23 protein-coding genes and 1 pseudogene are annotated in these 24,970 nt (G+C 64.6%); 18 read left to right on the forward strand and 6 right to left on the reverse strand.

Going from position 1 to position 24,970, the window contains the following annotated elements; all coding sequences use genetic code 11:
- Nucleotides 1–148: 148 nt before the first annotated feature.
- Both TQ98_RS06125 and TQ98_RS06130 read left to right on the forward strand, forming a co-directional pair.
- On the forward strand, nucleotides 149–1,774 hold the full coding sequence (locus TQ98_RS06125; RefSeq protein WP_044875158.1) for an NADP-dependent glyceraldehyde-3-phosphate dehydrogenase: 1,626 nt from the start codon (nucleotides 149–151) through the stop codon (nucleotides 1,772–1,774).
- Nucleotides 1,775–1,937: 163 nt separating this feature from the next.
- The gene (locus TQ98_RS06130; RefSeq protein ID WP_044875157.1) at nucleotides 1,938–2,759 is read left to right on the forward strand and encodes a shikimate 5-dehydrogenase; all 822 of its coding nucleotides are present in this window, start codon (nucleotides 1,938–1,940) and stop codon (nucleotides 2,757–2,759) included.
- 23 nt (nucleotides 2,760–2,782) lie between these two features.
- On the opposite strand, the gene TQ98_RS06135 is transcribed toward TQ98_RS06130, so the two are convergent.
- The gene (locus TQ98_RS06135; protein ID WP_044875156.1) at nucleotides 2,783–3,256 is read right to left on the reverse strand and encodes a MarR family transcriptional regulator; all 474 of its coding nucleotides are present in this window, start codon (nucleotides 3,254–3,256) and stop codon (nucleotides 2,783–2,785) included.
- A 774-nt stretch (nucleotides 3,257–4,030) separates the two neighbouring features.
- On the opposite strand from TQ98_RS06135, the gene TQ98_RS06140 reads away from it, so the two are divergent.
- The 10 genes and pseudogenes from TQ98_RS06140 to TQ98_RS06185 all read left to right on the forward strand — a co-directional run.
- Entirely contained in the window at nucleotides 4,031–5,143 is a 1,113-nt protein-coding gene (locus TQ98_RS06140) for an amidase (protein WP_044875490.1), read from the forward strand.
- A 25-nt stretch (nucleotides 5,144–5,168) separates the two neighbouring features.
- Nucleotides 5,169–6,341 carry an acyl-CoA dehydrogenase family protein gene (locus tag TQ98_RS06145; RefSeq protein WP_044875155.1) on the forward strand — a complete coding sequence of 391 codons (1,173 nt, stop codon included), beginning with the start codon at nucleotides 5,169–5,171 and terminating at the stop codon, nucleotides 6,339–6,341.
- A gap of 27 nt (nucleotides 6,342–6,368) precedes the next feature.
- The gene (locus TQ98_RS06150; RefSeq protein WP_044875154.1) at nucleotides 6,369–6,731 is read left to right on the forward strand and encodes a hypothetical protein; all 363 of its coding nucleotides are present in this window, start codon (nucleotides 6,369–6,371) and stop codon (nucleotides 6,729–6,731) included.
- Nucleotides 6,732–6,736: 5 nt separating this feature from the next.
- Nucleotides 6,737–7,252 (forward strand): nuclear transport factor 2 family protein, encoded by a 516-nt coding sequence (locus tag TQ98_RS06155; protein ID WP_044875489.1) that lies wholly within the window; start codon nucleotides 6,737–6,739, stop codon nucleotides 7,250–7,252.
- Between the two features lie 43 nt (nucleotides 7,253–7,295).
- Nucleotides 7,296–8,570, forward strand: a complete 1,275-nt coding sequence (locus TQ98_RS06160; RefSeq protein ID WP_044875153.1) for an aromatic ring-hydroxylating dioxygenase subunit alpha — start codon at nucleotides 7,296–7,298, stop codon at nucleotides 8,568–8,570.
- Nucleotides 8,571–8,583: 13 nt separating this feature from the next.
- Nucleotides 8,584–9,060, forward strand: a complete 477-nt coding sequence (locus TQ98_RS06165) for an aromatic-ring-hydroxylating dioxygenase subunit beta (protein ID WP_044875152.1) — start codon at nucleotides 8,584–8,586, stop codon at nucleotides 9,058–9,060.
- Between the two features lie 10 nt (nucleotides 9,061–9,070).
- Entirely contained in the window at nucleotides 9,071–9,811 is a 741-nt protein-coding gene (locus tag TQ98_RS06170) for an SDR family NAD(P)-dependent oxidoreductase (protein WP_044875151.1), read from the forward strand.
- Between the two features lie 91 nt (nucleotides 9,812–9,902).
- The gene (locus TQ98_RS06175; protein ID WP_044875150.1) at nucleotides 9,903–10,862 is read left to right on the forward strand and encodes a PDR/VanB family oxidoreductase; all 960 of its coding nucleotides are present in this window, start codon (nucleotides 9,903–9,905) and stop codon (nucleotides 10,860–10,862) included.
- Nucleotides 10,863–10,880: 18 nt separating this feature from the next.
- Nucleotides 10,881–11,381 (forward strand): flavin reductase, encoded by a 501-nt coding sequence (locus TQ98_RS06180; protein ID WP_044875149.1) that lies wholly within the window; start codon nucleotides 10,881–10,883, stop codon nucleotides 11,379–11,381.
- Between the two features lie 86 nt (nucleotides 11,382–11,467).
- Nucleotides 11,468–11,677 (forward strand): annotated as a pseudogene (locus TQ98_RS06185) (NIPSNAP family protein); the annotation flags it as partial.
- Nucleotides 11,678–12,005: 328 nt separating this feature from the next.
- Here the strand turns inward: TQ98_RS06185 and TQ98_RS06190 are convergent.
- Nucleotides 12,006–12,890, reverse strand: coding sequence for a LysR family transcriptional regulator (locus tag TQ98_RS06190; protein WP_044875148.1), 885 nt, complete (start codon nucleotides 12,888–12,890; stop codon nucleotides 12,006–12,008).
- Nucleotides 12,891–13,015: 125 nt separating this feature from the next.
- Here TQ98_RS06190 and TQ98_RS06195 point away from each other — a divergent pair, with 125 nt between their 5' ends.
- The 4 genes from TQ98_RS06195 (at nucleotide 13,016) to TQ98_RS06210 (ending at nucleotide 16,132) form a co-directional block, all read left to right on the forward strand.
- Nucleotides 13,016–14,137: a muconate cycloisomerase family protein gene (locus tag TQ98_RS06195; protein WP_044875487.1), complete on the forward strand. Its 1,122-nt coding sequence runs from the start codon at nucleotides 13,016–13,018 to the stop codon at nucleotides 14,135–14,137.
- Nucleotides 14,138–14,153: 16 nt separating this feature from the next.
- Nucleotides 14,154–14,444, forward strand: coding sequence for a muconolactone Delta-isomerase (gene catC, locus TQ98_RS06200; protein ID WP_044875147.1), 291 nt, complete (start codon nucleotides 14,154–14,156; stop codon nucleotides 14,442–14,444).
- A 39-nt stretch (nucleotides 14,445–14,483) separates the two neighbouring features.
- Nucleotides 14,484–15,410: a catechol 1,2-dioxygenase gene (gene catA / locus TQ98_RS06205; RefSeq protein ID WP_044875146.1), complete on the forward strand. Its 927-nt coding sequence runs from the start codon at nucleotides 14,484–14,486 to the stop codon at nucleotides 15,408–15,410.
- 425 nt (nucleotides 15,411–15,835) lie between these two features.
- On the forward strand, nucleotides 15,836–16,132 hold the full coding sequence (locus TQ98_RS06210; protein ID WP_177410159.1) for a hypothetical protein: 297 nt from the start codon (nucleotides 15,836–15,838) through the stop codon (nucleotides 16,130–16,132).
- 184 nt (nucleotides 16,133–16,316) lie between these two features.
- Here TQ98_RS06210 and antC read toward each other — a convergent pair whose 3' ends face one another.
- Genes antC through antA form a run of 3 tightly spaced genes read right to left on the reverse strand, consistent with a single transcriptional unit; the run spans nucleotide 16,317 to nucleotide 19,244 of the window.
- Nucleotides 16,317–17,342, reverse strand: a complete 1,026-nt coding sequence (antC, locus tag TQ98_RS06215; protein ID WP_044875144.1) for an anthranilate 1,2-dioxygenase electron transfer component AntC — start codon at nucleotides 17,340–17,342, stop codon at nucleotides 16,317–16,319.
- 19 nt (nucleotides 17,343–17,361) lie between these two features.
- A complete protein-coding gene (antB, locus tag TQ98_RS06220; RefSeq protein WP_044875143.1) occupies nucleotides 17,362–17,853 on the reverse strand; it encodes an anthranilate 1,2-dioxygenase small subunit in 492 nt (163 codons plus the stop codon).
- Nucleotides 17,850–19,244 carry an anthranilate 1,2-dioxygenase large subunit gene (gene antA / locus TQ98_RS06225; RefSeq protein ID WP_044875142.1) on the reverse strand — a complete coding sequence of 465 codons (1,395 nt, stop codon included), beginning with the start codon at nucleotides 19,242–19,244 and terminating at the stop codon, nucleotides 17,850–17,852. Before antA ends, antB begins: the two co-directional genes overlap by 4 nt.
- A gap of 740 nt (nucleotides 19,245–19,984) precedes the next feature.
- Between antA and TQ98_RS06230 the strand changes: the two genes are divergently transcribed.
- Nucleotides 19,985–20,998, forward strand: a complete 1,014-nt coding sequence (locus TQ98_RS06230) for an AraC family transcriptional regulator (protein WP_044875141.1) — start codon at nucleotides 19,985–19,987, stop codon at nucleotides 20,996–20,998.
- A 108-nt stretch (nucleotides 20,999–21,106) separates the two neighbouring features.
- Nucleotides 21,107–21,844 carry a thioredoxin family protein gene (locus tag TQ98_RS06235; protein ID WP_044875140.1) on the forward strand — a complete coding sequence of 246 codons (738 nt, stop codon included), beginning with the start codon at nucleotides 21,107–21,109 and terminating at the stop codon, nucleotides 21,842–21,844.
- Nucleotides 21,845–21,894: 50 nt separating this feature from the next.
- Here TQ98_RS06235 and TQ98_RS06240 read toward each other — a convergent pair whose 3' ends face one another.
- Nucleotides 21,895–24,969: an efflux RND transporter permease subunit gene (locus TQ98_RS06240; RefSeq protein ID WP_044875139.1), complete on the reverse strand. Its 3,075-nt coding sequence runs from the start codon at nucleotides 24,967–24,969 to the stop codon at nucleotides 21,895–21,897.
- Between the last annotated feature and the right edge of the window lies 1 nt (nucleotide 24,970).

Genomic DNA, 24,970 nt, shown 5'->3' on the forward strand with positions numbered 1-24,970 from the left:
TCGCCCCTACAGGTTTCTACCCACTTTTGATCCAGGCCGATCCCCGTGCGGGAACGAATTCCGCCAAACGGATTGCTGAAACGATTTACCAAACGAATAAACCGCGCTAAAACCGACTTCCAGTGGTTCCGACCCAGAGGAAAGTGCAATGACCCACAACAACAACCTCGACGCCCTGTTCCCCACTGCCGACCAGATCCCCGAACGCTATCGCCCCGGCGCGCCCATCGAGCAGCGCGAATATTTGGTGAACGGCGAACTGCTGCGCTGGGACGGCTCGCTGGCCGCGGTGCGCAGCCCGATCTACCTGGCCGGCGACCAGGGCGATGCACAAGTGGTGCTGGGCAGCACGCCGCTGCTGGATGCCGACGCCGCCCTGGCCGCGCTGGACGCCGCAGTGACCGCCTATGACCACGGCCAGGGCCTGTGGCCGACGATGCGGGTCGCCGAGCGCATCCAGCACGTGGAGAAATTCCTCGCCCGCATGCGCGAGCAGCGTGAAGCGGTGGTCAGGCTGCTGATGTGGGAAATCGGCAAGAACCTCAAGGATTCGGAGAAGGAGTTCGATCGCACCTGCGATTACATCGTCGACACCATCGAGGCGCTCAAGGAGCTGGATCGCCGTTCCAGCCGCTTCGAGCTGGAACAGGGCACCCTTGGCCAGATCCGCCGCGTGCCCCTGGGCGTGGCGCTGTGCATGGGGCCCTACAACTACCCGCTGAACGAGACCTTCACCACGCTGATTCCGGCGCTGATCATGGGCAACACCGTGGTGTTCAAACCGGCCAAGTTCGGCGTGCTGCTGATCCGTCCGTTGCTGGAAGCCTTCCGCGACAGCTTCCCGGCTGGCGTCATCAACATCATCTACGGCCGTGGCCGCGAGACCGTCAGCGCCATCATGGCCAGCGGCAAGGTGGATGTGTTCGCCTTCATCGGCACCCACTCGGGCGCTGCCGACCTGAAGAAGCTGCACCCGCGCCCGCACCGCCTGCGCGCCGCCCTGGGCCTGGACGCCAAGAACCCCGGCATCGTCCTGCCCAAGGTCGATCTGGACAACGCGGTCAGCGAAGCCATCACCGGCGCGCTGTCCTTCAACGGCCAGCGCTGCACGGCGCTGAAGATCCTCTTCGTCCACGAAGACGTGATCGACCCCTTCCTCGACAAATTCTGCGCCAGGCTGGCCAAGCTCAAGCCCGGAATGCCCTGGGAGGAGGGCGTCGCCCTGACGCCTCTGCCTGAGCCGGGCAAGGTCGATTTCCTCAATACGCTGCTGGAAGATGCCGTGGCCAAGGGTGCCAGGGTGGTCAATCCGGGAGGCGGCAGCCATCGGCAGAGCTTTTTCTACCCCGCCGTGCTGAGCCCGGTCAGTCCGGACATGCGTCTCTACAACGAAGAACAGTTCGGTCCGCTGATTCCGGTGGTGCCCTACCGCGAGCTGGATGAGGTGATCGACTACGTCCTGCACTCCGACTACGGCCAGCAGCTCAGCCTGTTCGGCAACGATCCGGCGCAGGTGGGGCGCCTGGTGGACGCCTTCGCCAACCAGGTGGGCCGGATCAACATCAACGCCCAGTGCCAGCGTGGCCCGGACACCTTCCCCTTCAACGGCCGCAAGAACTCGGCGGAGGGGACGCTGTCGGTACATGACGCCCTGCGCGTGTTCTCCATCCGCACCCTGGTGGCGACGAAGTTCCAGGAGGACAACAAGCAGCTGGTCAGCGACATCATCCGCAATCGCGAGTCGAACTTCCTGACTACTGATTACATCTTCTGAGGATCTACCCTTGTGGGGCTTTGGCTTTCTGTAGGGGCGAATTCATTCGCCAAGCAGGCCGAAGGACTGCCCTGCAGGGTCAATTGGGGGCACTGCGTGCCCCTTGGCGAATGAATTCGCCCCTACAAGAAACCGGCCCGATAGTGGTCAATGGAGACACCCCATGCCCCGCCCCATCAGCCGGGACACCCGGCTCTGCATGTCGCTGTCCGGCCGCCCCGGCAACTTCGGCACGCGCTTCCACAACTACCTCTACGAAGCCCTCGATCTCGACTTCATCTACAAGGCCTTCACCACCACCGACCTGCCGGCGGCCATTGGTGGCATCCGCGCCCTGGGCATTCGCGGTTGCGCGGTCTCCATGCCGTTCAAGGAGGCCTGCATCCCGCTGCTGGATGAGCTGGACGCCTCGGCGTCGGCCATCGATTCGGTCAACACCATCGTTGCCGACAACGGCCGGTTGAAGGGTTACAACACCGACTACAGCGCCGTGGCCAGTCTGCTGGCGAGCCACGGCGTGCCCCGGGATATCGACTTTGCCCTGCGCGGCAGCGGCGGTATGGCCAAGGCGGTGGCCAGCGCCTTGCGCGACAGCGGTTTCCGCCATGGCCGCATCATTGCCCGCAACGCCGCCGCCGGCCCGGCCCTGGCTGAAAGCTGTGGCTACGAATGGCAGCCGGAACTGGGCGAAGCGCGCCCGCGGATGCTGGTCAATGTCACCCCACTGGGGATGGAAGGCGGACCGGAGGCCAATGCCCTGGCCTTTACCCGGCAACAGGTCGAAGCAGCGGAATGGGTCTTCGATGTCGTGGCCCTGCCGGTGGAAACCCCGCTGATCCGTCTCGCCCGCGAGCTGGGCAAGCCGGTGATCACCGGCGCCGAGGTGATCGTGCTGCAGGCGGTGGAGCAGTTCGTGCTCTACACCGGCATCCGGCCGGAGGCGGGGTTGATCGAGAAGGCAGCGGCGTACGCAAGGGCGGTGTAGGGGATGAGCCACCTTTGGACGGCTCAATCCTCCGGCAGGTTCGCGTAGATCTTTTCCAGGGTGCCGTTGAGCTTGGTGATCTGGGCTTCGGTGAGGTCCTTGAAGCTGTTGGTGAAAATGTGCGCGGTGTTCACCTGGATCTCTTCCACCATGTGCCGGCCCTTATCGGTGATGGTCACCTGGGTGACGCGGCCGTCGCTGCTGCAAGGCGCGGTGTCCACCAGGCCGTCGTCCTTCATGCGGTAGACGATCTTGGTGACGGTGGAGAGCTTGGCGATGGCGTGCTCGGAAATCTCCGAGATGCTCGACTGGCCGTTCTCCTTGAGGATGAAGAGGATGCGCCAGCGCGGGATGTCCAGGTCGATCTTCTTCAGTGTCTTTTCCATGGCCATGTTGTAGCGGCCGTAGACGCGGGCGATCCAGTAGAAGGGGAATTCTTCCTTCTTGAAGTCGTCGCTGGCGGGGTTGTAACGGTTGAGGCGCTTCTTCGGGCTCATGCGAATGGGGCACAGGTTCTGCTGACAGGGGGAGAGTTATAGGGCGTTGCGCCGAGGCTGTCGACAGCCACGTGGCGTCTCCTTGGTCCCGGTCAGGCTCGCTGTTTACCGCGCCAGGGTGCCCAGTCCGCCCTTAGAAAGCGTCGAGCCTGGTTCTTCCGATTCTCCGAATCATTCCTGGGTGCTGCGGGTGGGGGCGATGCATTCCTCGGCATGCCCCTGGCCGTCTCCCTCACTTTTCCTCACGTGCCCTTCGCGGCTCCCTTTCCGGTCCACCTGACAGCCCGTATGGGGGCTTTGTCGTGCTCGTCTGCGAATACCTGTTCGCCGGTGGAGGTCGGTTTTTCACGGCGTTGGACAGCGCATTTTCAGTGCCTGAATAGGGAAATTTTCGGTGCAATTTTTCGAGAATTCCAGGTCGGGCATATTTCGCTGATTAGATCAATTATGTTCGATTATCGATCATTTCTGTGAGCAAAAAGAAAGCTCGGTTTTGCTGGGGTGTGCGATGGAAACACATCCGCTTTTTAAGAATAACTGCCTGTATTTGAATGTTTTTATTTTTGAATTTACGTGAAAGTTACACCTTTTGTTTGTTACGAAACTCCACGGAAATAGAGAATTTTTGCGAATGCTGAGGTGCTTTTACACAACTGTTTTTGCGTGACCATTCAATTGACATTTCACGTAATTCTGTTGATTTTAGATCTGCGCGATCGGCACTCCAGACCCGTACCGATCGAGTACCAACAAGAACGCCAATAGGTGAAGCAGATGACGATAGTGGTCGAGAAGCTGGCGCTGGGTAGCACGGGGCGGACTGTCATGGTGAAGGACACCATCGACATCGCCGGCCACCCCACCCGCGCTTCCAGCCGTGCCCTGGACGATGCACCGGATGCCGAGTGCCATGCCGAGGTGGTCCAGGCGCTGCTGAATGCGGGCTGCCGCATCACCGCCAAGACCGGCCTGCACGAGTTGGCTTTCGGAACCACCGGCCTGAACGCCTGGACCGGCACTGCCGAGAACCCGCGTTACCCCGGCCGCATCCCGGGCGGCTCCTCCAGCGGTTCCGCCGCCGCCGTGGCCGCCGGCCTCTGTGACTTCTCCCTGGGAACCGATACCGGTGGCTCGGTGCGGGTGCCGGCGGCCTGCTGCGGTGTGTTCGGCCTGAAGCCCAGCTTCGGCCGCATCAGCCGCGCCGGAGTGATGCCAGCCGAGACCTCCCTGGATTGCGTCGGCCCCTTCGCCGCCAGCATCCACCTGCTGATCGAAGCCATGTCGGCCATCGACCCGTCGCTCAAGGCGCTGCCGTCGGTGGAAGGCATCCGCATCGGCGTGGTGCCGGTGGAGGCCAACCCGGAAGTGCTGGCCGCCGTGGACACCGCCCTGGGGGCCTCTGGCTTCGCCCTCGAATCCCTGCCGTTGCCCGGCATGCAGGCCGCCTATGACGCGGGCCTGGCCATCATCAACCGGGAAACCTGGAACGCCTGCGGCCACCTGGTGGAAACCGGACGGGTGGGCGCCGATGTCGCCGCCCGCCTGCTCGCCGCGCGGAACACCACCGACGCCGACCTGGCTGCCGCCGAACGCTGCCGCGCCGCCTTCACCGCCGAGGTGGATGCCGCCCTGGCCCGCTGCCCGATCCTTGCCTTGCCGACCATGCCGGATTACCCGGCGCTGGTGGCGGATGCCTTTGACACCCGTGCGGCCGTCGGCATGACCGCCTTCGTGCGGCCTTTCAATCTCACTGGCCACCCGGCACTGAGCATTCCCTTCGAGGGCGCCTCGAAGCTGCCGGTGGGCCTGCAACTCGTTGCCGCCAAGGGCGCGGATGAACTGCTGCTGGCAGTCGCCCGCGAGCTCGTGCAGCGCCTCGAACAATAACCAACAAGCCCACCTGGAGAGCCCCATGTCTTCGCTAAGCGAGCTGGATTACCAGCACCCCGCCCCCATTACCGCGAGTGAAGGATTCCAGGCACTGCTCGCCGACATCCGCGAGCGTGCCCTGCGCGAGGAATTCGACCGGCAGAAATTCATTTCCCAGGACGTGATCGAACGCTTCAAGGCACTCGGCGTCTACCGTGCCCTGGTGCCCACCCGCTTCGGCGGCGATCAGCGCTCGCCCATGGAGTTCTGCCAGATGGTCGAGGACATCTCCGCCGCCGACGGTTCCGCCGGCTGGGTCGCCAGCTTCGGCATGAACCCGGTGTACCTGGCGGCGCTGCCCCTGGCGACCCTGGAACAGGTCTACGCCAATGGCCCGGACGTGGTCTTCGCCGGCGGCATCTTCCCGCCCCAGCCGGCGGCTTTCGTCGACGGCGGCCTGGAAGTGCACGGGCGCTGGAAGTTCTCCAGCGGCTGCATGGGCGCCAGCCTGATCGGTGTCGGCATCAGCCCGAAGAACGGTGACACCGTCGGCCTGCCGCGCCTGGCCGTGATGCCGCGCGAAAAGGTGAAGATCGAGGAAACCTGGGACGTGGTCGGCCTGATCGGCACCGGCAGCCATGACGTGGTGATCGACGGCGTGGTGGTGCCCGAGGACTGGACCTTCGTCCGCGGCGGCCCGTCCAACCTCGACGAGCCGATGTTCCGTTACCCGTCCCTGTCCTTCGCCACCCAGGTGCTGTCCGTGGTGGGGCTGGGCGTCGCCCGCGCCGCCCTGGACTACCTCTCCGGCCTGGCCAGCGGCCGCTTTTCCGTCACCGGCGCCCCGGCCCTGGCCGACCGCCCGCTGGCGCAGATGCAGATGGCCAAGGCCGAGGCCGAACTGCGCGCCGCCCGTGCCTGGTTCTACGAGGCCATGGAAGACGCCTGGGCCAGCGTGGTGGCCGGTGATCCGGTGAGCGTCGAGCAGACCAACCTGCTGCGCCTGTCCTCCACCCACGCCACCCGCGTATCCGCCGAAGTGGCGCGCACCGCGCAGATGCTCTCCGGCATGACCGGCGTGTACCGGGACAGCCCGCTGTCGCGCTTCGTCAACGACACCCTGGTGATCACCCAGCACGCCTTCATGGGCGACATGACCTACCAGAACGCCGGGGCGATCTTCTTCGGCAACAAGCCGCTGCCCGGCTACCTGTGAATTCCAACTGACTGATCGGTGATTGTGATGAGCGAGAAAAAAGCCCTGCGCGTCCTCTTCTGCATGGGGATCAACCAGAACTTCTTCGATGCCCCGCGCGAGGAGCAACTGCAGGTCTGGGCCGCCTTCAGCGAAATGTGGAACGGCATCCACGACCTGCCCGGCGTGAAGGTGTTCGGCAACATGGACGACGACCAGAGCATGGTCGGACCAAGCACCGGCTACCCCTGGACCACCTACCTGCTGGCCGACGTACCGGACATCGAAACCGTCCACGCCGCCTGCAACCTGTTCCGCACCACGCCGGTGGGTGATGGCACCTACAAGCTGTGGCGCTACGCCAAGGTCGAGGCCCGCACCGGCCGCGAACTGATCATCCAGCGTGCGTGACCGCCATGAGCCAAGCCCTCGAAGCCCGACTGCGCCAGCTGGAAAGCGAACATGCCGTGCGCACCTGCATGAACCGCTACATGGCGCTATGCGACGCCCTGGACGCGCGCACGCCCCTGGACGAACTGGCCGGCCTGTTCACCTTTGATGCCGTCTGGGAAGGCAAGGGCGCCAAGTACGCCAAGAGCTTCGGCGGCTACCAGGGCCGTGAGGCGATCCGCGCCATGTTCGCCACCTACGTGGTGGCGCCGGCGCACTTCGCCCTGAACGTGCACTTCCTCTGCTCGGAGCTGATTCGCGTGGAGGGTGCGCAAGCCACCGGCAGCTGGGTGATGTTGCAGACCTCCACCTTTGCCAGCGGCGCCTCGCACCTTAACGCGGCACGCCTGACGGTGAAGTTCCGCGAGGAGGAGGGCGCCTGGCGCATGGCCCATTTCCAGACCGAGAACCTGTTCAGCCGGCCGGTGGAGGCGTGGAACAGCGACGCGCACCTGCCAGTGCCGGGCAAGAACGGCGAATGACCTTTTTTTGTGAGTCGGTGCCCTGCGCCGACGAGGAGTGACCGTGACCAACCTGATCGAAAGCGTGAACCTGGCCAGCTCGCCGGCCGACCTGGTGCTGCACGACCGCGTGCACACCGCCCTCTACACCGACGCCCGCCTCTTCGACGAGGAGCTGGAGAAGGTCTTCTACAGCACCTGGGTCTGGGTCGCCCACGCCAGCGAGATTCCCGAGGCCGGCAGCTACAAGAGCACCTACATCGGCAAGCAGCCGGTAATCGTCGTGCGTGACCGCAAGAAGGACGTGCACGTGCTGCTCAACCGTTGCCGCCACCGTGGCGCCACCGTTTGCGAGCACAAGAAGGGCAAGACCAACAGCTTCGTCTGCCCCTACCACGGCTGGAGCTACGCCCTGGACGGCAGCCTGCGCGGTGTGCCGCACCCGGAAAGCTACGCCGACTGCCTGGACAAGGGCGAACTGCCCCTGGTGAGCCTGCGCGTCGAGCAATACAACGGCATGATCTTCGCCACCTTCAAGGACGACATCGAGCCGCTGGTGGACTTCCTCGGCCCGGCCAGGAAGTGGATCGACCTGTTCATGAAGCAGGGCGCCGGCTACGGCGTGAAAGTGTCCGGTGAGCACCGCTTCCGCTTCCCCGGCAACTGGAAGATCCAGCTGGAAAACACCACCGACGCCTACCACTTCCCGCTGGTGCACAAGTCGTTCCTGTCCTCGGTGGACGAGCAGACCCTGGAACTCTTCGACTTCGTGAAGGGACCGGGCTACGTCGAAGACCTTGGCAACGGCCACAGCGTGATGGTGATGATCCCCGAGCTGGTGGACCTGGAAGCCGACCTGGACAAGCCGATTCCCGAGCGCTTCGAAGCCCTGGCCGAGGAGCTGCGCGCCGAAGGCATCGAAGAACAGCAGGTGCGCCGTATCGTCCGCGCCGTCGGCGGTTCCGGCTTCAACCTCAACCTGTTCCCCAACGTGGCCTGCTCCATGGCCTTCTTCCGCGTGCTGCAGCCGATCTCGGTGAACGAGACTGAAATCCACCACGCGGTCATCACCATGGACGGCGGCCCGGCCGTGGCCAACCGCTACCGCCTGCGCCTGCACGAACACTTCCAGGGCCCCATGGGCTTCGGCACCCCGGACGACTCCGAAGCCTGGGAGCGCGTGCAGAAGGGCGCCCAGGCCGGCACCGACCTCTGGATCATGCTCAACCGCGGCCTGCCCGGTGAGAAAGAGAGCGAGGACGGGCTGATCAGCGACGTGAGCGCCGAGACCGGCATGCGTGCGGCCTATCAGCAGTGGAAAAAGATGATGTCGGCGTGAGGAGAACACAACCATGAACCTTGAATTGCTCAATCACGTCAGCGCCTTCATCTGGCAGGAAGCGGACATGCTCGACCACGGCGAATTCGACGCCTGGTTGAACCTGTGGACCGACAAGGGCACCTACATCATCCCGATCGATCCCACCGAGACCGACTTCGAGAACACCCTGAACTACGCCTACGACGACCACCACATGCGCCAGCTGCGCGTGCAGCGTCTGATCGGCGGTGAGTCCATCTCCACCAGTCCGCGTGCCCGTACCGTGCGCGCCCTGTCGCGCTTCCGCGTGCTCGGCGAGGAAGACGGCGTGGTGACCGTGCGCTGCGCACAGAACCTGCGGGAATTCCGCAAGGACGTGCTCAAGCACTACACCGCCGACATCACCTTCCAGCTCAAGCGCGAAGGCGAGGGCTTCAAGATCCAGCGCAAGCTGATCCAGCTCATCAATTCCACCGACACCCTGGCGGGTATCGGTTACATCCTCTGAGGCGCCGGCCATGACCCAAGTAGCTTTGGTAACCGGCGCGGCGCAAGGCCTGGGCCTCGCCATCGCCAGCCGTCTGTTCGCCGCCGGTTACGCGGTGGCGATCACCGACCTGTCGCTGGAGCGCGCCCAGGCCGCCGCCGACAGGCTCGACCCGAGTGGCCAGCGCAGCCTGGCGCTGAAACTCGACGTGGCCAGCAAGGCTGACTTCGAAGTGGCCCTGGCGGCGACGCTGGAACGCTTCGGCGCCCTGCACGTGGCGGTGAACAACGCCGCCATGACCATGACGACGCCTGTGATGCAGATCAGCCCGGAGGAGTTCGACCGCGTCCTCAGCCTCAACACCCGCAGCGTGTTCGTCGGTTGCCAGGTGTTCGGTGCGCACATGGCGGCGGCCGGCTACGGGCGGATCGTCAACATGGCCTCCCTGGCCGGGCAGAACGGCGGCACCGCCACCGGCGCGCACTACGCCGCGTCCAAGGGCGCCATCGTCACCCTGACCAAGATCTTCGCCAAGGAGCTGGCGGCCGGCGGTGTCACCGTCAACGCCATCGCCCCGGGGCCCATCGAGTCCCCGGCGGTGCGCGCGGCAGTGCCGCCGGAGCGCATGGAAGGGCTGCTCGCCAACATTCCGGTCAAGCGCCTGGGCGATGCCGATTTCCTCGGCGACCTGGTGGTGCAGCTGGCGCGTCCGGAAGCCTATTTCACGACCGGGGCGACCTGGGATGTGAATGGAGGCCTCTTCATGCGCTGATTGCGCGAAGTGACAAAGCAGGGCCGTGCGTGCAGTGCGGTGAGTACAAACGAGAACGAAACAGCACCCACGAGGGTGCGGGAAGGCCGGTATGAGTGAGCAAGTGTTGAATCTGGTGGTCCGCAAGCGGGTGGAGCAGGGCGAGGGCGTGGTAATCCTCGACCTTGCCGACCCGTCGGGCAGACCCCTGCCGGCGTTCGACGCCGGCGCCCATGTGGATATCCACCTCAAGCCAGGCCTGGTGCGCCAGTACTCCCTTTGCGGTGACCCGGCCAACGCCTCCGTCTACCGCCTGGGCGTGCTGCGCGACCCGGCTTCCCGTGGTGGTTCGGTTGCGGTCCACGAACTGCTGCAGGAAGGCAGCGAGGTCGCCATCGGCGCACCGCGCAACCTGTTCCCCCTGGCGGCCGGCGCGAGCCGCTCGATCCTCATCGGCGGTGGCATCGGCATCACCCCGATGATCGCCATGGCTCACGAGCTGACCGCGAAGGACAGCGCCTTCGAGCTGCACTATTGCGGCCGCTCGCGCAGCCGTACCGCCTTCCTCGACGAACTGCAAAGCGCCGCCTTCGCCGCCTGCGTGCGCACTCACTTCGACGATGAAGACGCCGCGCAGAAGCTCGATCTGCCCGCCGTGCTGGGTCAGCCCGCCGAGGGCGTGCATGTGTACGTCTGTGGCCCCGCCGGGTTCATGGACTGGGTGATCGCCGAGGCGCGCAAAGCCGGCTACGCGGATGATCACATCCATCGCGAGTACTTCCAGGTGGAAGTGGATGCCAGCGGCGAGAGCTTCGAAGTGGTCGCCCAGCGCAGCGGCAAGACCGTGCAGGTGGCCGAGGGTCAGAGCATCCTCGACGCGCTGGCCGGTGTCGGCATCAAGATCGAGATTTCCTGCGAACAGGGCGTCTGCGGCACCTGCTTGTGTGACGTGCTGGAAGGCGAGCCGGACCACCGCGACGTCTACCTGACCGATGACGAGAAGGCCGCCAACGACCAGATCCTGGTCTGCTGCTCGCGGGCCAAATCAAAAAAACTGGTGCTGGACATCTGACAGGAGAGGGGCAAGACCATGGTCGATACCACTGGATTCCGTAATGCCATGGCGCTGCTGGGCGGCGCCGTTTCCGTCATCACCACCGATGGTGCCGCCGGACGCTTCGGCTTTACCGCCTCGGCGGTGTGCAGCGTCACCGACCAGCCGCCGACGCTGCTGGTGTGCATGAACCGCTCCTCGTTCGCCAACGGACATTTCAAGCAGAACGGCGTGCTCAGCGTGAATGTGCTGACCGCCGAGCTGAAGGAGATTTCCGCCGTGTTCGCCAACCGCGAGCTGGACTCCGAGCAACGCTTCGCCCGCGCCAGCTGGAGCACCCTGGAAAGTGGCTCCCCGCTGCTGGACGACGCCCTGGTGAGCTTCGACTGCCGCATCGCCCAGGCCCATGAAGTGGGTTCGCACACCATCTTCTACTGCGAGGTGCTGGGGATCGTTCATGGCAAGAACCAGGAAGGCCTGGTGTATTTCAATCGCGCCTACCATCGCCTGGGCGATGCCTCGCGTTCGGCCTGCTGATCACCCCCTGCACCTTCATGTTCTGCGCCGCACAGGGCCGGCCGGTCACGGTCGGACCTGCTCCCGGCAACGCCCAAGAGACCCCGATGCGACTCTACGAACTCATCACCTTCACCCTGCGCGTGCGCACTCCGGCCGCGGCCCTGGCGCGCCTGGAATCCACCCTCGCCGAGGCGCTGCCGGGGTGCACTCTGGTGGGCTGCTGGGCCTCGGAAATCGGCCCGCTGAACCAGATCGCCGTGTTGCGCGGCTTCACTGACGAGACGACCCGCCAGACCGAGCGCGAGCGCTACCTGCCGGCGACGTTCTCGCCGCTGCAGTAGCCGCTCTTTTTTCACGCTTTACCTCGGCCCGTTCCACTCCTTTGCGGGCTTTTTTTCTTGTGCGAGCGGTGTGGCCGCTCTTCGTAGGATGGGTTGAGGTACGAAACCCATGCGGACCATGGTTGATGGGTTTCGCAAGCTCTACTCATCCTACGGACTGCTTTTCGTGGGGGCGAATTCATTCGCCAAGGGCAGCGCAGCTGCCCCGTAGGGTGGATGTCGCGTTTTACATCCACCAATGGAGTTCGGGTGAGCCACGGACGGTGGATCGGTGAAGCGTGATCCACCCTACATCGGCTGGCTAGCCGATCCGCCCTTCGGACAGTTCTTCGATCAATGACAGGCAATGGGTCAGCGCCGGCGAGGCGTCGCCCACGCGGCGGCTGATGATGATGGGGGAGGTGGCCTGGGCTTCCTGCAGGCTGGCGTAGCCGATGTCGATGCGGTGCAGCACCTGCACCGAGGCCGGCACCAGGGTGATGCCGATGCCGGCGGCGACCAGGCCGATGGCGGTCTGCAGTTCGTTGGTCCACTGCGCCACCTCGATCTGCAGGCCGTAGGCGGCGAACAGCGACAGCACATGGTCGGCATAGCTGGGGCGCGGATTGCCCGGATAGAGCACGAAGGGCTCCTGGGCGAGGTCGGTGAGGCTTACCGGGCCGGGCAATAACGGATGCCCGGCAGGCAGGGCGGCCACCAGCGGGTCGAGGGTCAGCACCTGCTGCTGGATTGCCGGATCGTTGATGTGGATACGGCCGAAGCCAACGTCGATGCGCCCGGCCTTGAGGGAGTCCACCTGTTGCAGGGTGGTCATCTCCGACAGGCCCAGCTCCAGGCCGGCATCGCTGCGCAGGCGGCGGATCAGATCGGGAAGCACGCCGTAGAGGGTGGAGGGGGCGAAGCCAATGCCGAGCCAGGCCTTTTCGCCCGATCCAATCCGGCGGGTATTGTCACAGACCTTCGCCAGTTGCTCGAGGAGGGTGCTGGAATGCTCGTGGAAAAAACGTCCGGCCTCGGTCAGGCGCAGGGGGCGGCCACGGTCCAGAAGGGCTACCCCCAATTCGTCTTCCAGCTGCTGGATCTGCCGGCTCAGCGGCGGTTGGGCGATGTGCAGGCGCTCGGCGGCGCGGGTGAAATTGAGGGTTTCGGCAAGCGCCTGGAAGTAGCGCAGGTGGCGAAGTTCCATGGAGGCCTCCATTCCAGATTGGCGATACCTGGCAGGTATCGTTGCAGACAAAATCAATATTGGAACCAAAACCGGCAGGGACTCAATATCCAGGCACAGAGAAATTCAACCTGATGGGTATTGAAGTGAGCCAAGTCCTGATCGAAAGCGTCGAGGCAATCATCGTCGACCTGCCGACCATCCGCCCGCACAAGCTGGCCATGCACACCATGCAGAACCAGACCCTGGTGGTGATCCGCCTGCGCTGCTCCGATGGCATCGAAGGCCTGGGCGAGTCCACCACCATCGGTGGCCTGGCCTACGGAAACGAGAGCCCGGAAAGCATCAAGCAGAACATCGACAGCCACCTGGCTCCGCTGCTGGTCGGCCAGGACGCCGCCAATATCAACGCCGCCATGCTGCGCCTGGACAAGGCAGCCAAGGGCAATACCTTCGCCAAGTCCGGCCTGGAAAGCGCACTGCTCGATGCCCAGGGCAAGCGCCTTGGCCTGCCGGTCAGCGAACTGCTCGGCGGCCGTGTGCGTGACAGCCTGGAAGTGGCCTGGACCCTGGCCAGCGGCGACACCGCCAAGGACATCGCCGAAGCCGAACACATGCTGGAAGTCCGTCGCCACCGCATCTTCAAGCTGAAGATCGGCGCCGGCGAGGTGAACAAGGACCTGGCCCACGTCATCGCCATCAAGAAGGCCCTGGGCGATTCCGCCAGCGTGCGCGTCGACGTCAACCAGGCCTGGGACGAATCCGTGGCCCTGCGCGCCTGCCGCATCCTCGGCGACAACGGCATCGACCTGATCGAGCAGCCCATCTCGCGCATCAACCGTTCCGGCCAGGTACGCCTGAACAAGCGCAGCCCGGCGCCGATCATGGCCGACGAATCCATCGAGAGCGTCGAGGACGCCTTCAGCCTGGCCGCCGACGGCGCCGCCAGCATCTTCGCCCTGAAGATCGCCAAGAACGGCGGCCCGCGTGCCGTGCTGCGCACTGCGCAGATCGCCGAGGCGGCGGGTATCGCCCTCTACGGCGGTACCATGCTGGAAGGCTCCATCGGCACCCTGGCGTCGGCCCACGCCTTCGTCACCCTGAAGCAACTGACCTGGCACACCGAGCTGTTCGGACCGCTGCTGCTGACCGAGGAAATCGTCACCGAAGCCCCGGTCTACCGCGACTTCCAGCTGCACGTGCCGCGTACCCCAGGCCTTGGCCTCGCCCTGGACGAAGAGCGCCTGGCGTTCTTCCGCCGCAAGTAAACAGGAGACCGATCCGATGCTGTTCCACGTGAAGATGACCGTAAGACTCCCGGTCGACATGGACCCGGCCAAGGCCGCCACGCTCAAGGCCGACGAAAAAGAGCTGGCCCAGCGCCTGCAGCGCGAGGGCAAGTGGCGCCACCTGTGGCGCATTGCCGGCCACTACGCCAACTACAGCATCTTTGACGTCGCCAGCGTCGAGGAGCTGCACGATACCCTGATGCAGCTGCCGCTGTTCCCGTACATGGATATCGAGGTCGACGGCCTTTGCCGCCACCCGTCGTCGATTCATGAAGACGATCGCTGATCGTCCCGTGCCCGATAACAACAAGATGAGGAAATAGCCATGACTATCAAACTGTCCAGCTCCGAAAGCGTTCAAAAGTTCTTCCAGGAAGCCAGCGGCTTCAACAACGACCAGGGCAGCCAGCGCATGAAAAAGCTGGTCAACCGCATCCTGCTCGACACCATCAAGATCATCGAAGACCTGGAAGTCACCACCGAAGAATTCTGGAAGGCGGTGGACTACCTCAACCGCATGGGCGCTCGTGGCGAAGCCGGCCTGCTGGTGGCCGGCCTCGGCCTTGAGCACTACCTGGACCTGCTGCTGGACGCCCAGGACGAGCAGGCCGGCCTGAGCGGCGGTACCCCCCGCACCATCGAAGGCCCGCTGTACGTGGCGGGTGCGCCGATGTCCGAAGGCGAAACCCGCATGGACGACGGCACCGATCCAGGCACCGTGATGTTCCTGCAGGGCCAGGTGAAGGACGCTGATGGCAAGCCGATCGCCGGTGCGGTCGTCGACCTGTGGCATGCCAACACCAAAGGCACCTACTCCTACTTCGACACCACCCAGTCCGACTACAACCTGCGCCGCCGCATCGTCACCGACGCCGAAGGCCGCTACCGTGCCCGCAGCATCGTACCGTCCGGCTACGGCTGCCCGCCGGATGGCACCACTCAGGAAGTGCTGAACCTGCTGGGCCGCCACGGCAATCGCCCCGCGCACATCCACTTCTTCATCTCCGCGCCGGGCTACCGTCACCTGACCACCCAGATCAACCTGTCGGGCGACGAGTACCTGTGGGATGACTTCGCCTACGCCACCCGCGACGGCCTGGTGGGTGAAGTGCGCTTCACCGAAGATGCCGCCGCTGCCGCTGCCCGTGGTGTAGAAGGCCGCTTCGCCGAGATCGACTTCGACTTCCAGCTGCAGAACGCCCTGACTTCCGAACAGGAAGCCATCCGCGACCGCGTACGCGCTGAAGCCTGAGTCACCGACTTGGTGGGGGAGGCTGGTTCCCCCGCCATTTGAGCCGGCCGTTTGGCCGGCTTTTTTATGCCCGGGATTTCTCAGGGTCCGGAAGCCCCTTCACTCCCGTGCCGTACTCCCCCCGGAAGGGCGAGGAGCCCACTTTCCCCGCGACATGATTCCGGCGCCTGGCGACTGTAGGGTGCGCTGTGCGCACCGCTTTCCAGGCTCAGACCTGGCGCTACGTCCAGCCATTGGTGCGCGCAGCGCACCCTACGAGGTGGTTCCGTCGTTCCGTTCAATCCACGTGGCTTACCAACGGCCGAGGGGGCCTGTGCCAGGTTCGGCAGCCCAGGCCATCACCCTCGCCACCACGGGAAGCGGGCCGCAGAGCTCCGCCATCTGCCATCGCCCTGGCCCTGAGCGGCACCCAGTTGGGCGATGCCATGGCCTTGCTGCTGATGGTCTTCGTGGTCGGCTTCACCCTCACCGGCGCGCTGAATAACCTGAGCATCCTGGCCGCCACCTTCTACCCGACCCAGGCCCGCGCCACCGGCGTGGCCTGGGCCCTGAGCGCCGGCCGCGCCGGTTCGATCATCGGCTCGTCCCTGGGCGCCTGGCTGTTCGCCGCAGCGGGCGGCTTGCAGCTGTTCTTCCTGTGGCTGGCGGTGCCGCTGCTGGTGGCCAGCCTTGCGCTGTTCGCCATGGCGATGCGGCGGTCGGGGGTGACCCAGGTGGCCTGATTGCTGATTGGAAACGGAAACGGCCGGCGCTATGCGCCGGCTTTTTTTTGCGTCTCGGAGGGGCCGCGAGTGGAGTGAAACCCATGCTGGCCGGTGTCCGGGCGATGAGTCCGAATACGCCTGACGTCGCGGATTGATGGGTATCGCAAGCTCCACCCATCCTACGGAGGGGGCGGAGCGGGTCTTAGGTATTGCTTTCGGTGAACTTCTCGAAATACAGGTGGCCGTTGTCGATGCCGTTGTCGGTGAGCCAGGTCTTCACCGACTCCACCATGGGCGGCGGGCCGCAGAGGTACATGTCGAAGGGCGCCTCGCGCAGGGTGGCAGCGTCGAAGTGGTCGGCCACGTAGCCGCACTTGCCGTGCCAGTCCTGGCCTTCGTCGCTGATCACCGGGGTGAAGCTGAAGCCGGGGATACGCTCGGCATAGCCCTGGATGCGCTGCAGTTCGCAGAGGTCGGCCACCTGGCGCACGCCGTAGAACAGGTGCACCGGCTGGCCACAGCCGCCACGGTCGGCGATTTCGTCGAGCATGCCCAGGAAGGCCGAAAGGCCAGTACCGCCCGCCACCAGGAGCAGGGGCTTCTCCACATGGCGCAGGTAGAACGCGCCCAGCGGGGCCTCGAAGCGGATTTCGTCACCCACCTTGCAGCGTTCGCGGATGTAGTTGCTCATCACCCCGTCCGGCAGCAGGCGGATGAGGAACTGCAATTTGTTTTCCGCATTCGGCCGGTTGGCGAAGGAGTAGGAGCGTTTCGAATCCGTGCCCGGTACCTGCAGGCGGGCGTACTGCCCGGGCAGGAAGTCCAGCTGTTGGCCGTCGACGCCGGCATCCAGATGCAGGATCGCGGTGGTGGGCGAGACCTGCTCGACGTGGGTGACGATGCCGCGCTCTTCCACCGTCTTCGACGCGCCGCAGAGCGCCGAGTCGAAGTCGAAGTAGAAGGAGGCGTCGGACTGCACGCGGGTCTGGCAGGTGAGGACCTTGCGCTGCTCCAGGTCCTTGGCCGACAAGGCCTCCTCGTCCACGTAGTCCATGGCGTAGCGGCCGGACTCGCAGCGGCCCATGCAGGTGCCGCAGACGCCCTCGCGGCAGTCCAGCGGAATGTTGATGCCGTTGCGCAGGGCGGCATCGAGAAGGATCTCGTTGCCCTGCACGGGGAAGAACAGGGTTTTGCCGTCGGCAAAACTGAAGGCGACCTTGTGGTTCATGGCGCGTACATCCCGCAGATCAGAGGTGGTAGAAGTCGAGCACCGAGTTGATGGTGTCGTTGAGCAGCAGCATGTGCTTGCGGGTGATCTTCCAGCTCTCGCCCTCGGGCTTGAGGTGGTAGGTGACGTACCCGTAGAACTGCTCGCTCTGGCCCAACCGGTAGTAGAGGGTGTGCCAGTTGGCCTTCACCTCCAGTTGGCCGTCGTCGCGCTCGGCGATGCGCACGTTGTTGATCAGGTGCGCGGTGCGCGGCATCGGGATGGTCGAGGCGGCCTTGCCGGTGCGGATGCGGAACACGCGGTCTTCCAGGCCCGAGCGGTTGCTGTAGTAGATCAGCGACATGCCGCGCTTCGGGTCTTGGGTGTACTCGTGCTCGGAGTCCCACTGGGGCAGGTGGTACTCGCACTGCTCGTCGAACAGGTCCAGGTAGGCGTCCCAGTCCTGGGCGTCGCACAGGGCGGATTTCGTGTAGAGGAACTGTTCGATCTGGTATTGCAGCTGCGGATTCATTGCTCCACCTCCGTCAGTTTCAGGGCTTTGTTGTCCAGGCCCTGGAGCAGGAACCGCTGCCAGTTGCTGTGCTGGTTCACGTACAGGCCTTCATGGGTGAACTCGGTGCCGGTCATGGCCGGGGCGATACCGATGGTTTCGCTGTTGGCGGTGGGGCCGGTGACCCACTTGCCGTGACCGCGGGAGATATCGCTCCAGCGCTCCAGGCGCCCCTGGAAGCCGCGCTGCTGTTCGCGGAATTCCACCAGGTCGTCGGGTGTGCCCATGCCGGAGACGTTGAAGAAGTCTTCGAACTGGCGGATGCGGCTTTCGCGATCAGCGTCGGACTCGCCCTTCACGCCGATGCACTGGCTGATGATCTCGGTCTTGTTCCAGGCCAACGGGCGCACGATGCGCAGCTGGGAGCTGATCTGGTCCATGAAGAACAAGCTGGGGTAGATGTTCAGGTTGCGCAGGCGGTGCATCATCCACTCCGCCTTGGCCTGGCCGTATTCCTCCACCAGACGCGGCATCACAGTGGCGTAGCCGGGGCGCACGGTGGGGTTGGGCATGTCGCTGAACAGCACGCTGTGGCCGTTGTGGAAGGAGAACCAGCCGTCGTCGGTCTCCGCGTCGCCGGCGCCGAGCTTGCTGTAGTCCAGGGTGTCGCTGGTACTGCCGTTGGCAGCGTTGACCTGCTGGCGGTGCTGCACGGTGGCCACGTAGTTGTAGTGAACGGTGCTGACGTGATAGCCGTCCAGGCCGTTCTCGTTCTGCAGCTTCCAGTTGCCGTCGAAGGTGTAGGTGGACTTGCCGGGCAGCACTTCCAGTTCGCCGGTGGGGGACTGGGCCACCATCATGTCGAAGAACACTTTGGTGTCACCGAGGAAGGCTTCCAGGCTGTCGGTGCCGGCGGCGTCCAGGCTGATGAAAACGAAGCCTTTGTAGCTGGCGATGCGCGCCTTCTTCAGGCCGCGGGTGGCCTTGTCGAAGCCTTCCGGGTATTCGCCCGGCGCCTTGACCTTCACCAGGCGGCCGTCGCTCTTGTAGCACCAGGCGTGGAAGGGGCAGGTGAAGGTGGACTGGTTGCCCTTGCCGACGCGGGTCAGGGTGGCGCCACGGTGCTGGCAGGCGTTGATCAGGGCGTGGAGCTGGCCGTTGCCATCGCGGGTGATGATCATCGGCTGGCGGCCGGCGCGCAGGGTCATGAAGTCGTTCGGGTTGGCGATCTCGCTCTCGTGGCAGGCGTAGATCCAGTTCTTCTCGAAGATGAGTTCCATCTCCAGGTCGAACAGTTCCGGCTCGGTGAACATGTCCCGGGCGATGCGGAACACGCCTTCATCCGGACGGAAGTCCAGGCAACCGCTGACGTACTCTCTCCACTGGGCAATGTTTTTATTCGAAGTATTCATGGCGTGGCGCCTCCACATCGGGTGAATCAGTGGAGGTCATTAGAAGGAGCCGGGACTGGCCCGGTCTATCCGCTTAGTTGGCGAAGCCACGCCATAAATTTTGCCCTCGGTTTCCAGTGCGGAACGCAGCAGGGGCGGGGCCTCCAGCGATTCAAGGTGCAACGGAAAAAACGGATAGCCTTAGCCCGGAAAACGGATAGCGGCGAGGTGTGAAGGGGATCTGAATCCTGCCTGCCGACGCACTGCCGGGGGGCGCGGTAACGGTCGGCGGGGCTGGATTGGCCGCAGGTAACGCCTGGTGGCGGAAATTGACCGTCGCTAGCCGATCAGGCTGGCGTGCGCTATCCGAAAATTCTGCAATGGCTATCCGCTGGTTTTGCGCGGGTAACCCTTGGCCTGTGCGCGATTCCCAAACCGGGTAACACCATGGCCTTTTGCCGGCCTGTCGAGGCAGCGCTGGGTTGGGCCGGGCACGCTGAGGGTCCACCCGCCGAATGGTGCCAATCCCTGCGCCGAGGCGCCGCAGAATGGCCCTGGGATGGGGCGTCCAGACGAATGGGTTCACGCCTTGCCGTGACCGGATGGGCGGGCCGGGCAACGGCCCGTCCGCAAAATTGGCCAATGCTATCCTCATTTTTTGATACGTGACGGATTGCTCCGGCGTGGCATGGAGCTTGCCTTCTTCAAGGCGACGCGCCGCAAGAGCGCGCAATTCAAAAAGCCGTGTTGGGTGCCGCGTGATGAGTACGAAGAACAACCCTCATTTCAAAGACATTTCCGCCGACCGCTACGACCTGGCCGGGGCGCGATCGTGGATGTCGAACATCTGCGGGCCGCACCTGCTCAAGGCCCCGAGGCCTGACTGCATCCAGTTCCACCACAGCGGTAACGTGCTGCGTTCCATGTCCACCACGCTGGGAAGCGTCGAGTACGGCACCGATGTCACCATCGGCGTGGGCGATGAAATGAACCTCAACTGCTACAGCGTCAGCCTGCCGCTGCGCGGTGAGCAGGAGCTGGCCAAGTCCGGCCGCCTGCTGCGCTCGGATCGTGACTGGGGGTTGATCGTTTCGCCCCATGAGCCCCAGGAACTGACCATCGCCGGTGACTGCCACAAGCTGCAGGTGGCAATTCCCCGCGCCGCCATGCAGAAGACCCTGGAAGACCTCCTCCAGCACAGGGTGGACGTGCCGTTGTGCTTCCAGCCGGAAATGGATGCGGTGGAAGGCGCCGCCGCGTCCTGGTGGCGCATGGCCCGGCACCTGATCGATGAAATGGAGCGCAGTCGCGAGCTCTACGGCCAGCTGTTCTTCACCCGCGACCTGGAGAGTGCGCTGATCAAGGGGCTGATCCTTGCCCAGCCGAACAACTACTCGGAGGAGCTGCGGGGGCGCCTGGAGATCAAGCTGCCCCACTATCTGGTACGGGCCCGCGACTTCATCCATGCGCACGCTCGCGAGGAAGTCTGCCTGGAGGACATCGAACGGGCCGCCGGGATATCGCGCTTCAAGCTGTTCGAGGGTTTCAAGCGCTACTTCGGTCAGTCACCCATGGCCTACTTGAAGAAGCACCGCCTGACCGCCGTGCGCCAGGAACTGCTGGAAGACCGCTGTGCGCGGAATATCTCGGTGATCGCCATGGGCTGGGGCTTCACCCATCTGGGCCGCTTCTCCGCCGAATACCGCAAGCTTTTCGACGAAACGCCGAGCATGACGATCCAGCGCCTGGAGGCGCGTCGCGGGCGTTCTCTCTGACGCGGTGCCGCCTGTCGAGAAATGAACGGGTGATTGTCGAACGGGCCTGAAATCAGACGACTAGCAGGGGCGAGTCCCTTATTTCCGTCAGGTTCAGGAGTCCGCACCATGAAAATCGACAAACACCCTGTGGTGTCCCGCGAGGAATGGCTGCACGCCCGCGAGGAGTATCTGCGCAAGGAAAAGGCCTTCACCCGTGAGCGCGACCGGCTCAGCGCCGAACGCCGGGCGCTGCCCTGGGTCCGGATCGACACGCCCTATTTCTTCGACGGACCGGACGGCCGCGAGAGCCTGGCCGACCTGTTCGCCGGGCGCAGTACGCTGGTCATCTACCACTTCATGTTCGGCCCCGGCTGGGAGGAGGGTTGCCCCGGCTGCTCGTTCCTCGCCGACCATATCGACGGGCCGAATCAGCACCTCAAGCACCACGACGTGACGCTGCTCTGCGTCTCGCGGGCGCCCTGGCAGGAATTCCAGGACTTCCGCAAACGCATGGGCTGGAAGTTCAAGTGGGTGTCATCCCACGGCAGCAGCTTCAACTTCGACTTCGGCGTGGCCGCCCGACCGGAGGACATCGCCGCCGGCACCGCCCGATACAACTACGGCACCAGCAAGGACCCGGGCCAGGACATGCCGGGCCTCAGCGTGTTCTACCGCAACGACGCGGGGGAAATCTTCCACACCTACTCCACCTACGCACGCGGGCTGGACCTGCTGGTGGGCGCCTACAACTTCCTCGACCTGCTGCCCAAGGGGCGGGACGAGCAGGAAATCATGGACTGGATGACCTACCACGATCGGTACGAGGGGGAGTCGGTGAAGCCGCATAGCTGCTGCGCGGAATAGCGTCCTATGGGGCTTTTGCTTGTAGGGGCGAATGAATTCGCCCCTACACCTCATGCCACTGCCACCGCCGCCGCCACCGGTTTCTTCGCCCGCAACACCAGCGCACACAGCGCCGGCAGGAACAGCAGGGTCAGGACCGTGCCCACCAGCACGCCGCCGATCAGCACATAGGCCAGGGATGACCAGAACACCGAGAAGGTCAGCGGGATGAAAGCCAGGGCGGCGGCCAGGGCGGTGAGCAGCACCGGGCGGGCGCGGCGGACGGTGGCTTCGATGATGGCTTCGCGCAGGGGCCGGCCGTGGGCCTGCTCCTGTTCGATCTGGTCGGTGAAGATCAGGGTGTTGCGCATCAGGATGCCGCCGATGCCGATCAGCGCCAGGATGGCGTTGAAGCCGAACGGCTGGCCGAACAGCAGCAGGGCCGGTACGGCACCGATCAGGCCCAGGGGCGCGGTGGCGAAGACCATGAACATCTGCGCGAAGGAACGCACCTGGAACATGATCACCACCAGCGTCAGCAGGATCATCACCGGGAACAGCACGGCCAGTGCCTTGTTGGCCTTGGCGCTTTCTTCCACCGGGCCGCCGATGGTCACCTTGTAGCCCGCCGGCAGCTTGGCGATCAGCGGTTGCAGGTCGGCGTAGACGGCCTTTTCCACATCCGGCGGTTGGGTGCCCTTGATGATGTCGGCGCGCACTTCGAACGTCAGCTCGCGGTCGCGGCGCTTGAGGATCGGTTCCTCCATCACCGGCTGGAAGCGGCCCACCTGTTCCAGCGGCACCGAAACGCCGGCGGCATTGGTGATGGTCAGGCCCTCGATGCCGCCAAGGTTCTCCCGCTGGGCATTCAGCGCACGCACCATCACCGCCACGGTGCGGGTGCCTTCGCGTACTTCGGTCACCGGGTTGCCGGTCAGCAGGGCGTTGAGCTGGCTCTTCACCTCGTTCGGGGTGAAACCCAGCAGGCGCAGGCGGTCCTGGTCCAGCACCAGGCGATAGCTGCTGCTGCGTTCGCCCCAATCGACGAAGGTGTCGCGGGTCATGGCGTTGGCGGCCACCACCTGGCGCACTTCTTCGCTGATCTGGCGCAGCTGGTCGAGATTCGGGCCGGAGACGCGGAACACCACCGGGAAGGGCACCGGCGGGCCGAACACCAGCTGGGTCACACGTACCCGCGCCGAGGGGAATTCACCGGCGGCGATGCGTTCCTGCATGCGTGCCCTGAGGGCATCACGGGCCTTGGAATCCGCGGTCTGCACGATGATCTTGGCGAAGGCCGGATCGGGCAGCTCGGGGTTCAGGGACAGGAAGAAGCGCGGCGCGCCGCCCCCGACGTAGGCATCCACCAGTTTGGTCTGGGGTTCTTCCAGCAGGGCTTTCTCCACCTGGGCGACCACGGACTCGGTGGCCTTGAAGGCGCTGCCCGGTGGCAGGTAGATCTCCACCAGCAGTTCGGAGCGGTCGGAGTTGGGGAAGAACTGCTTCTTCACCACGCCCATGCCCAGCCCGCTGACGATGAAAGCCGTCACCACCAGCACGGTGACCAACTTGCGGTGGTTCACGCACCAGGTCACCAGGGCCCGCAGGCGCTGGTAGAGGCGGGTGGCGTAGAGGGCTTCATGGCCGCCCGCCACCGGCTGGATCTTCGGCAGCAGCTTCACCCCGAGGTACGGCGTGAAGAACACCGCCACCCCCCAGGAGGCGATCAGGGCGAAGCCGACGATCCAGAAGATGTTGCCGGCGTATTCCCCGGCGCTGGACTTGGCAAAGCCCACCGGCAGGAAGCCGATCACCGTCACCAGGGTGCCGGTGAGCATGGGCGCGGCGGTGGAGGTCCAGGCAAAGGTGGCAGCCTGCAGGCGGTCGAGGCCTTCCTCCAGCTTCACCACCATCATCTCGATGGCGATGATCGCGTCGTCCACCAGCAGGCCCAGGGAGAGGATCAGCGCGCCGAGAGTGATGCGGTCGAATTCGCGGCCGGTCATCAGCATCACCACGAAAACGATGGAGAGGGTGAGCGGCACAGCGGCGGCCACCACCAGGCCGACGCGGAAGCCCAGGGCCAGCAGGCTGATCAGCATGACCACGCCGAGGGCCACGAAGAACTTGATCATGAACTCGCCCACGGCCAGGCGAATCTTCTCGGCCTGGTCGGACACCTTGTCGAAGCGCACGCCCAGCGGCAGTTCCGCCTGGATGCGGTCTTCCTCGGCCTTGAGCGACTTGTCCAGTTCCAGGCCGTTGAAGTGCGAGTCCATGATCACGCCGAGCATCAGCGCCGGTTCGCCCTGGTGGCGGATGCGGTAGGTGGGCGGGTCTTCGTAGCCGCGCTTCACCGTGGCCACATCGGCGATGCGCAGCAGCTTGCCGTTGGCGTTGATCGGCACGTTCTCGATCAGCTTCAGGCTGTCGAACGCGCCATCCATGCGGATGTAGGCGCGCGGGCCGGCGGTCTCGACGAAGCCGGCCGGGGCCACGCCGTTCTGCTTGGCCAGGGCTTCGAAGATCTGCTCGGGCTTGATGCCCAGGGTGGCCAGGCGTTCGTAGGAGAACTCGACGAAGATGCGCTGCGCCTGTTCACCGAGGATGTTGACCTTCTTCACCCCGGGCAGGCGCAGCAGGCTCTGGCGCTGGTCTTCGGCCATCTGCACCAGTTGGCGGTGCGGCAGTTGCTCGGCTTTCAGGGCGTAGAGGGCGAAGTAGACGTCGTTGTACTCGTCGTTGAAGAAGGGGCCGATCACACCCTGGGGCAGGCGATTGGCCTCGTCGGAGAGCTTCTTGCGGGTCTGGTAGAAGAGTTCCTGGATGTCCTTCGGGCGGGTGGAGTCGAGGTACTGGATCTTCATCGAGACGAAGCCGGGCTGGGCGATGGTCTCCACCCGGTCGTAGAGGTCCAGTTCCTGCAGGCGCTTCTCCAGGCGGTCGGCCACCTGTTCCTGCATTTCCCGCGCGGTGGCGCCCGGCCAGGCGGCGGTGATGGTCATGGTCTTCACCGTGAATGACGGATCTTCCGCGCGGCCCAGCTTGCTGAAGGCGATGGCGCCGGCGATCAGGGTGGCGATGATCAGGAAGAGGGTGACCGCCGGGTTGTGTACCGCGAAGGCCGAGAGGTTGAAGCGGCTCATC

Source organism: Pseudomonas sp. LFM046, assembly GCF_000949385.2.
GTDB lineage: Bacteria > Pseudomonadota > Gammaproteobacteria > Pseudomonadales > Pseudomonadaceae > Metapseudomonas.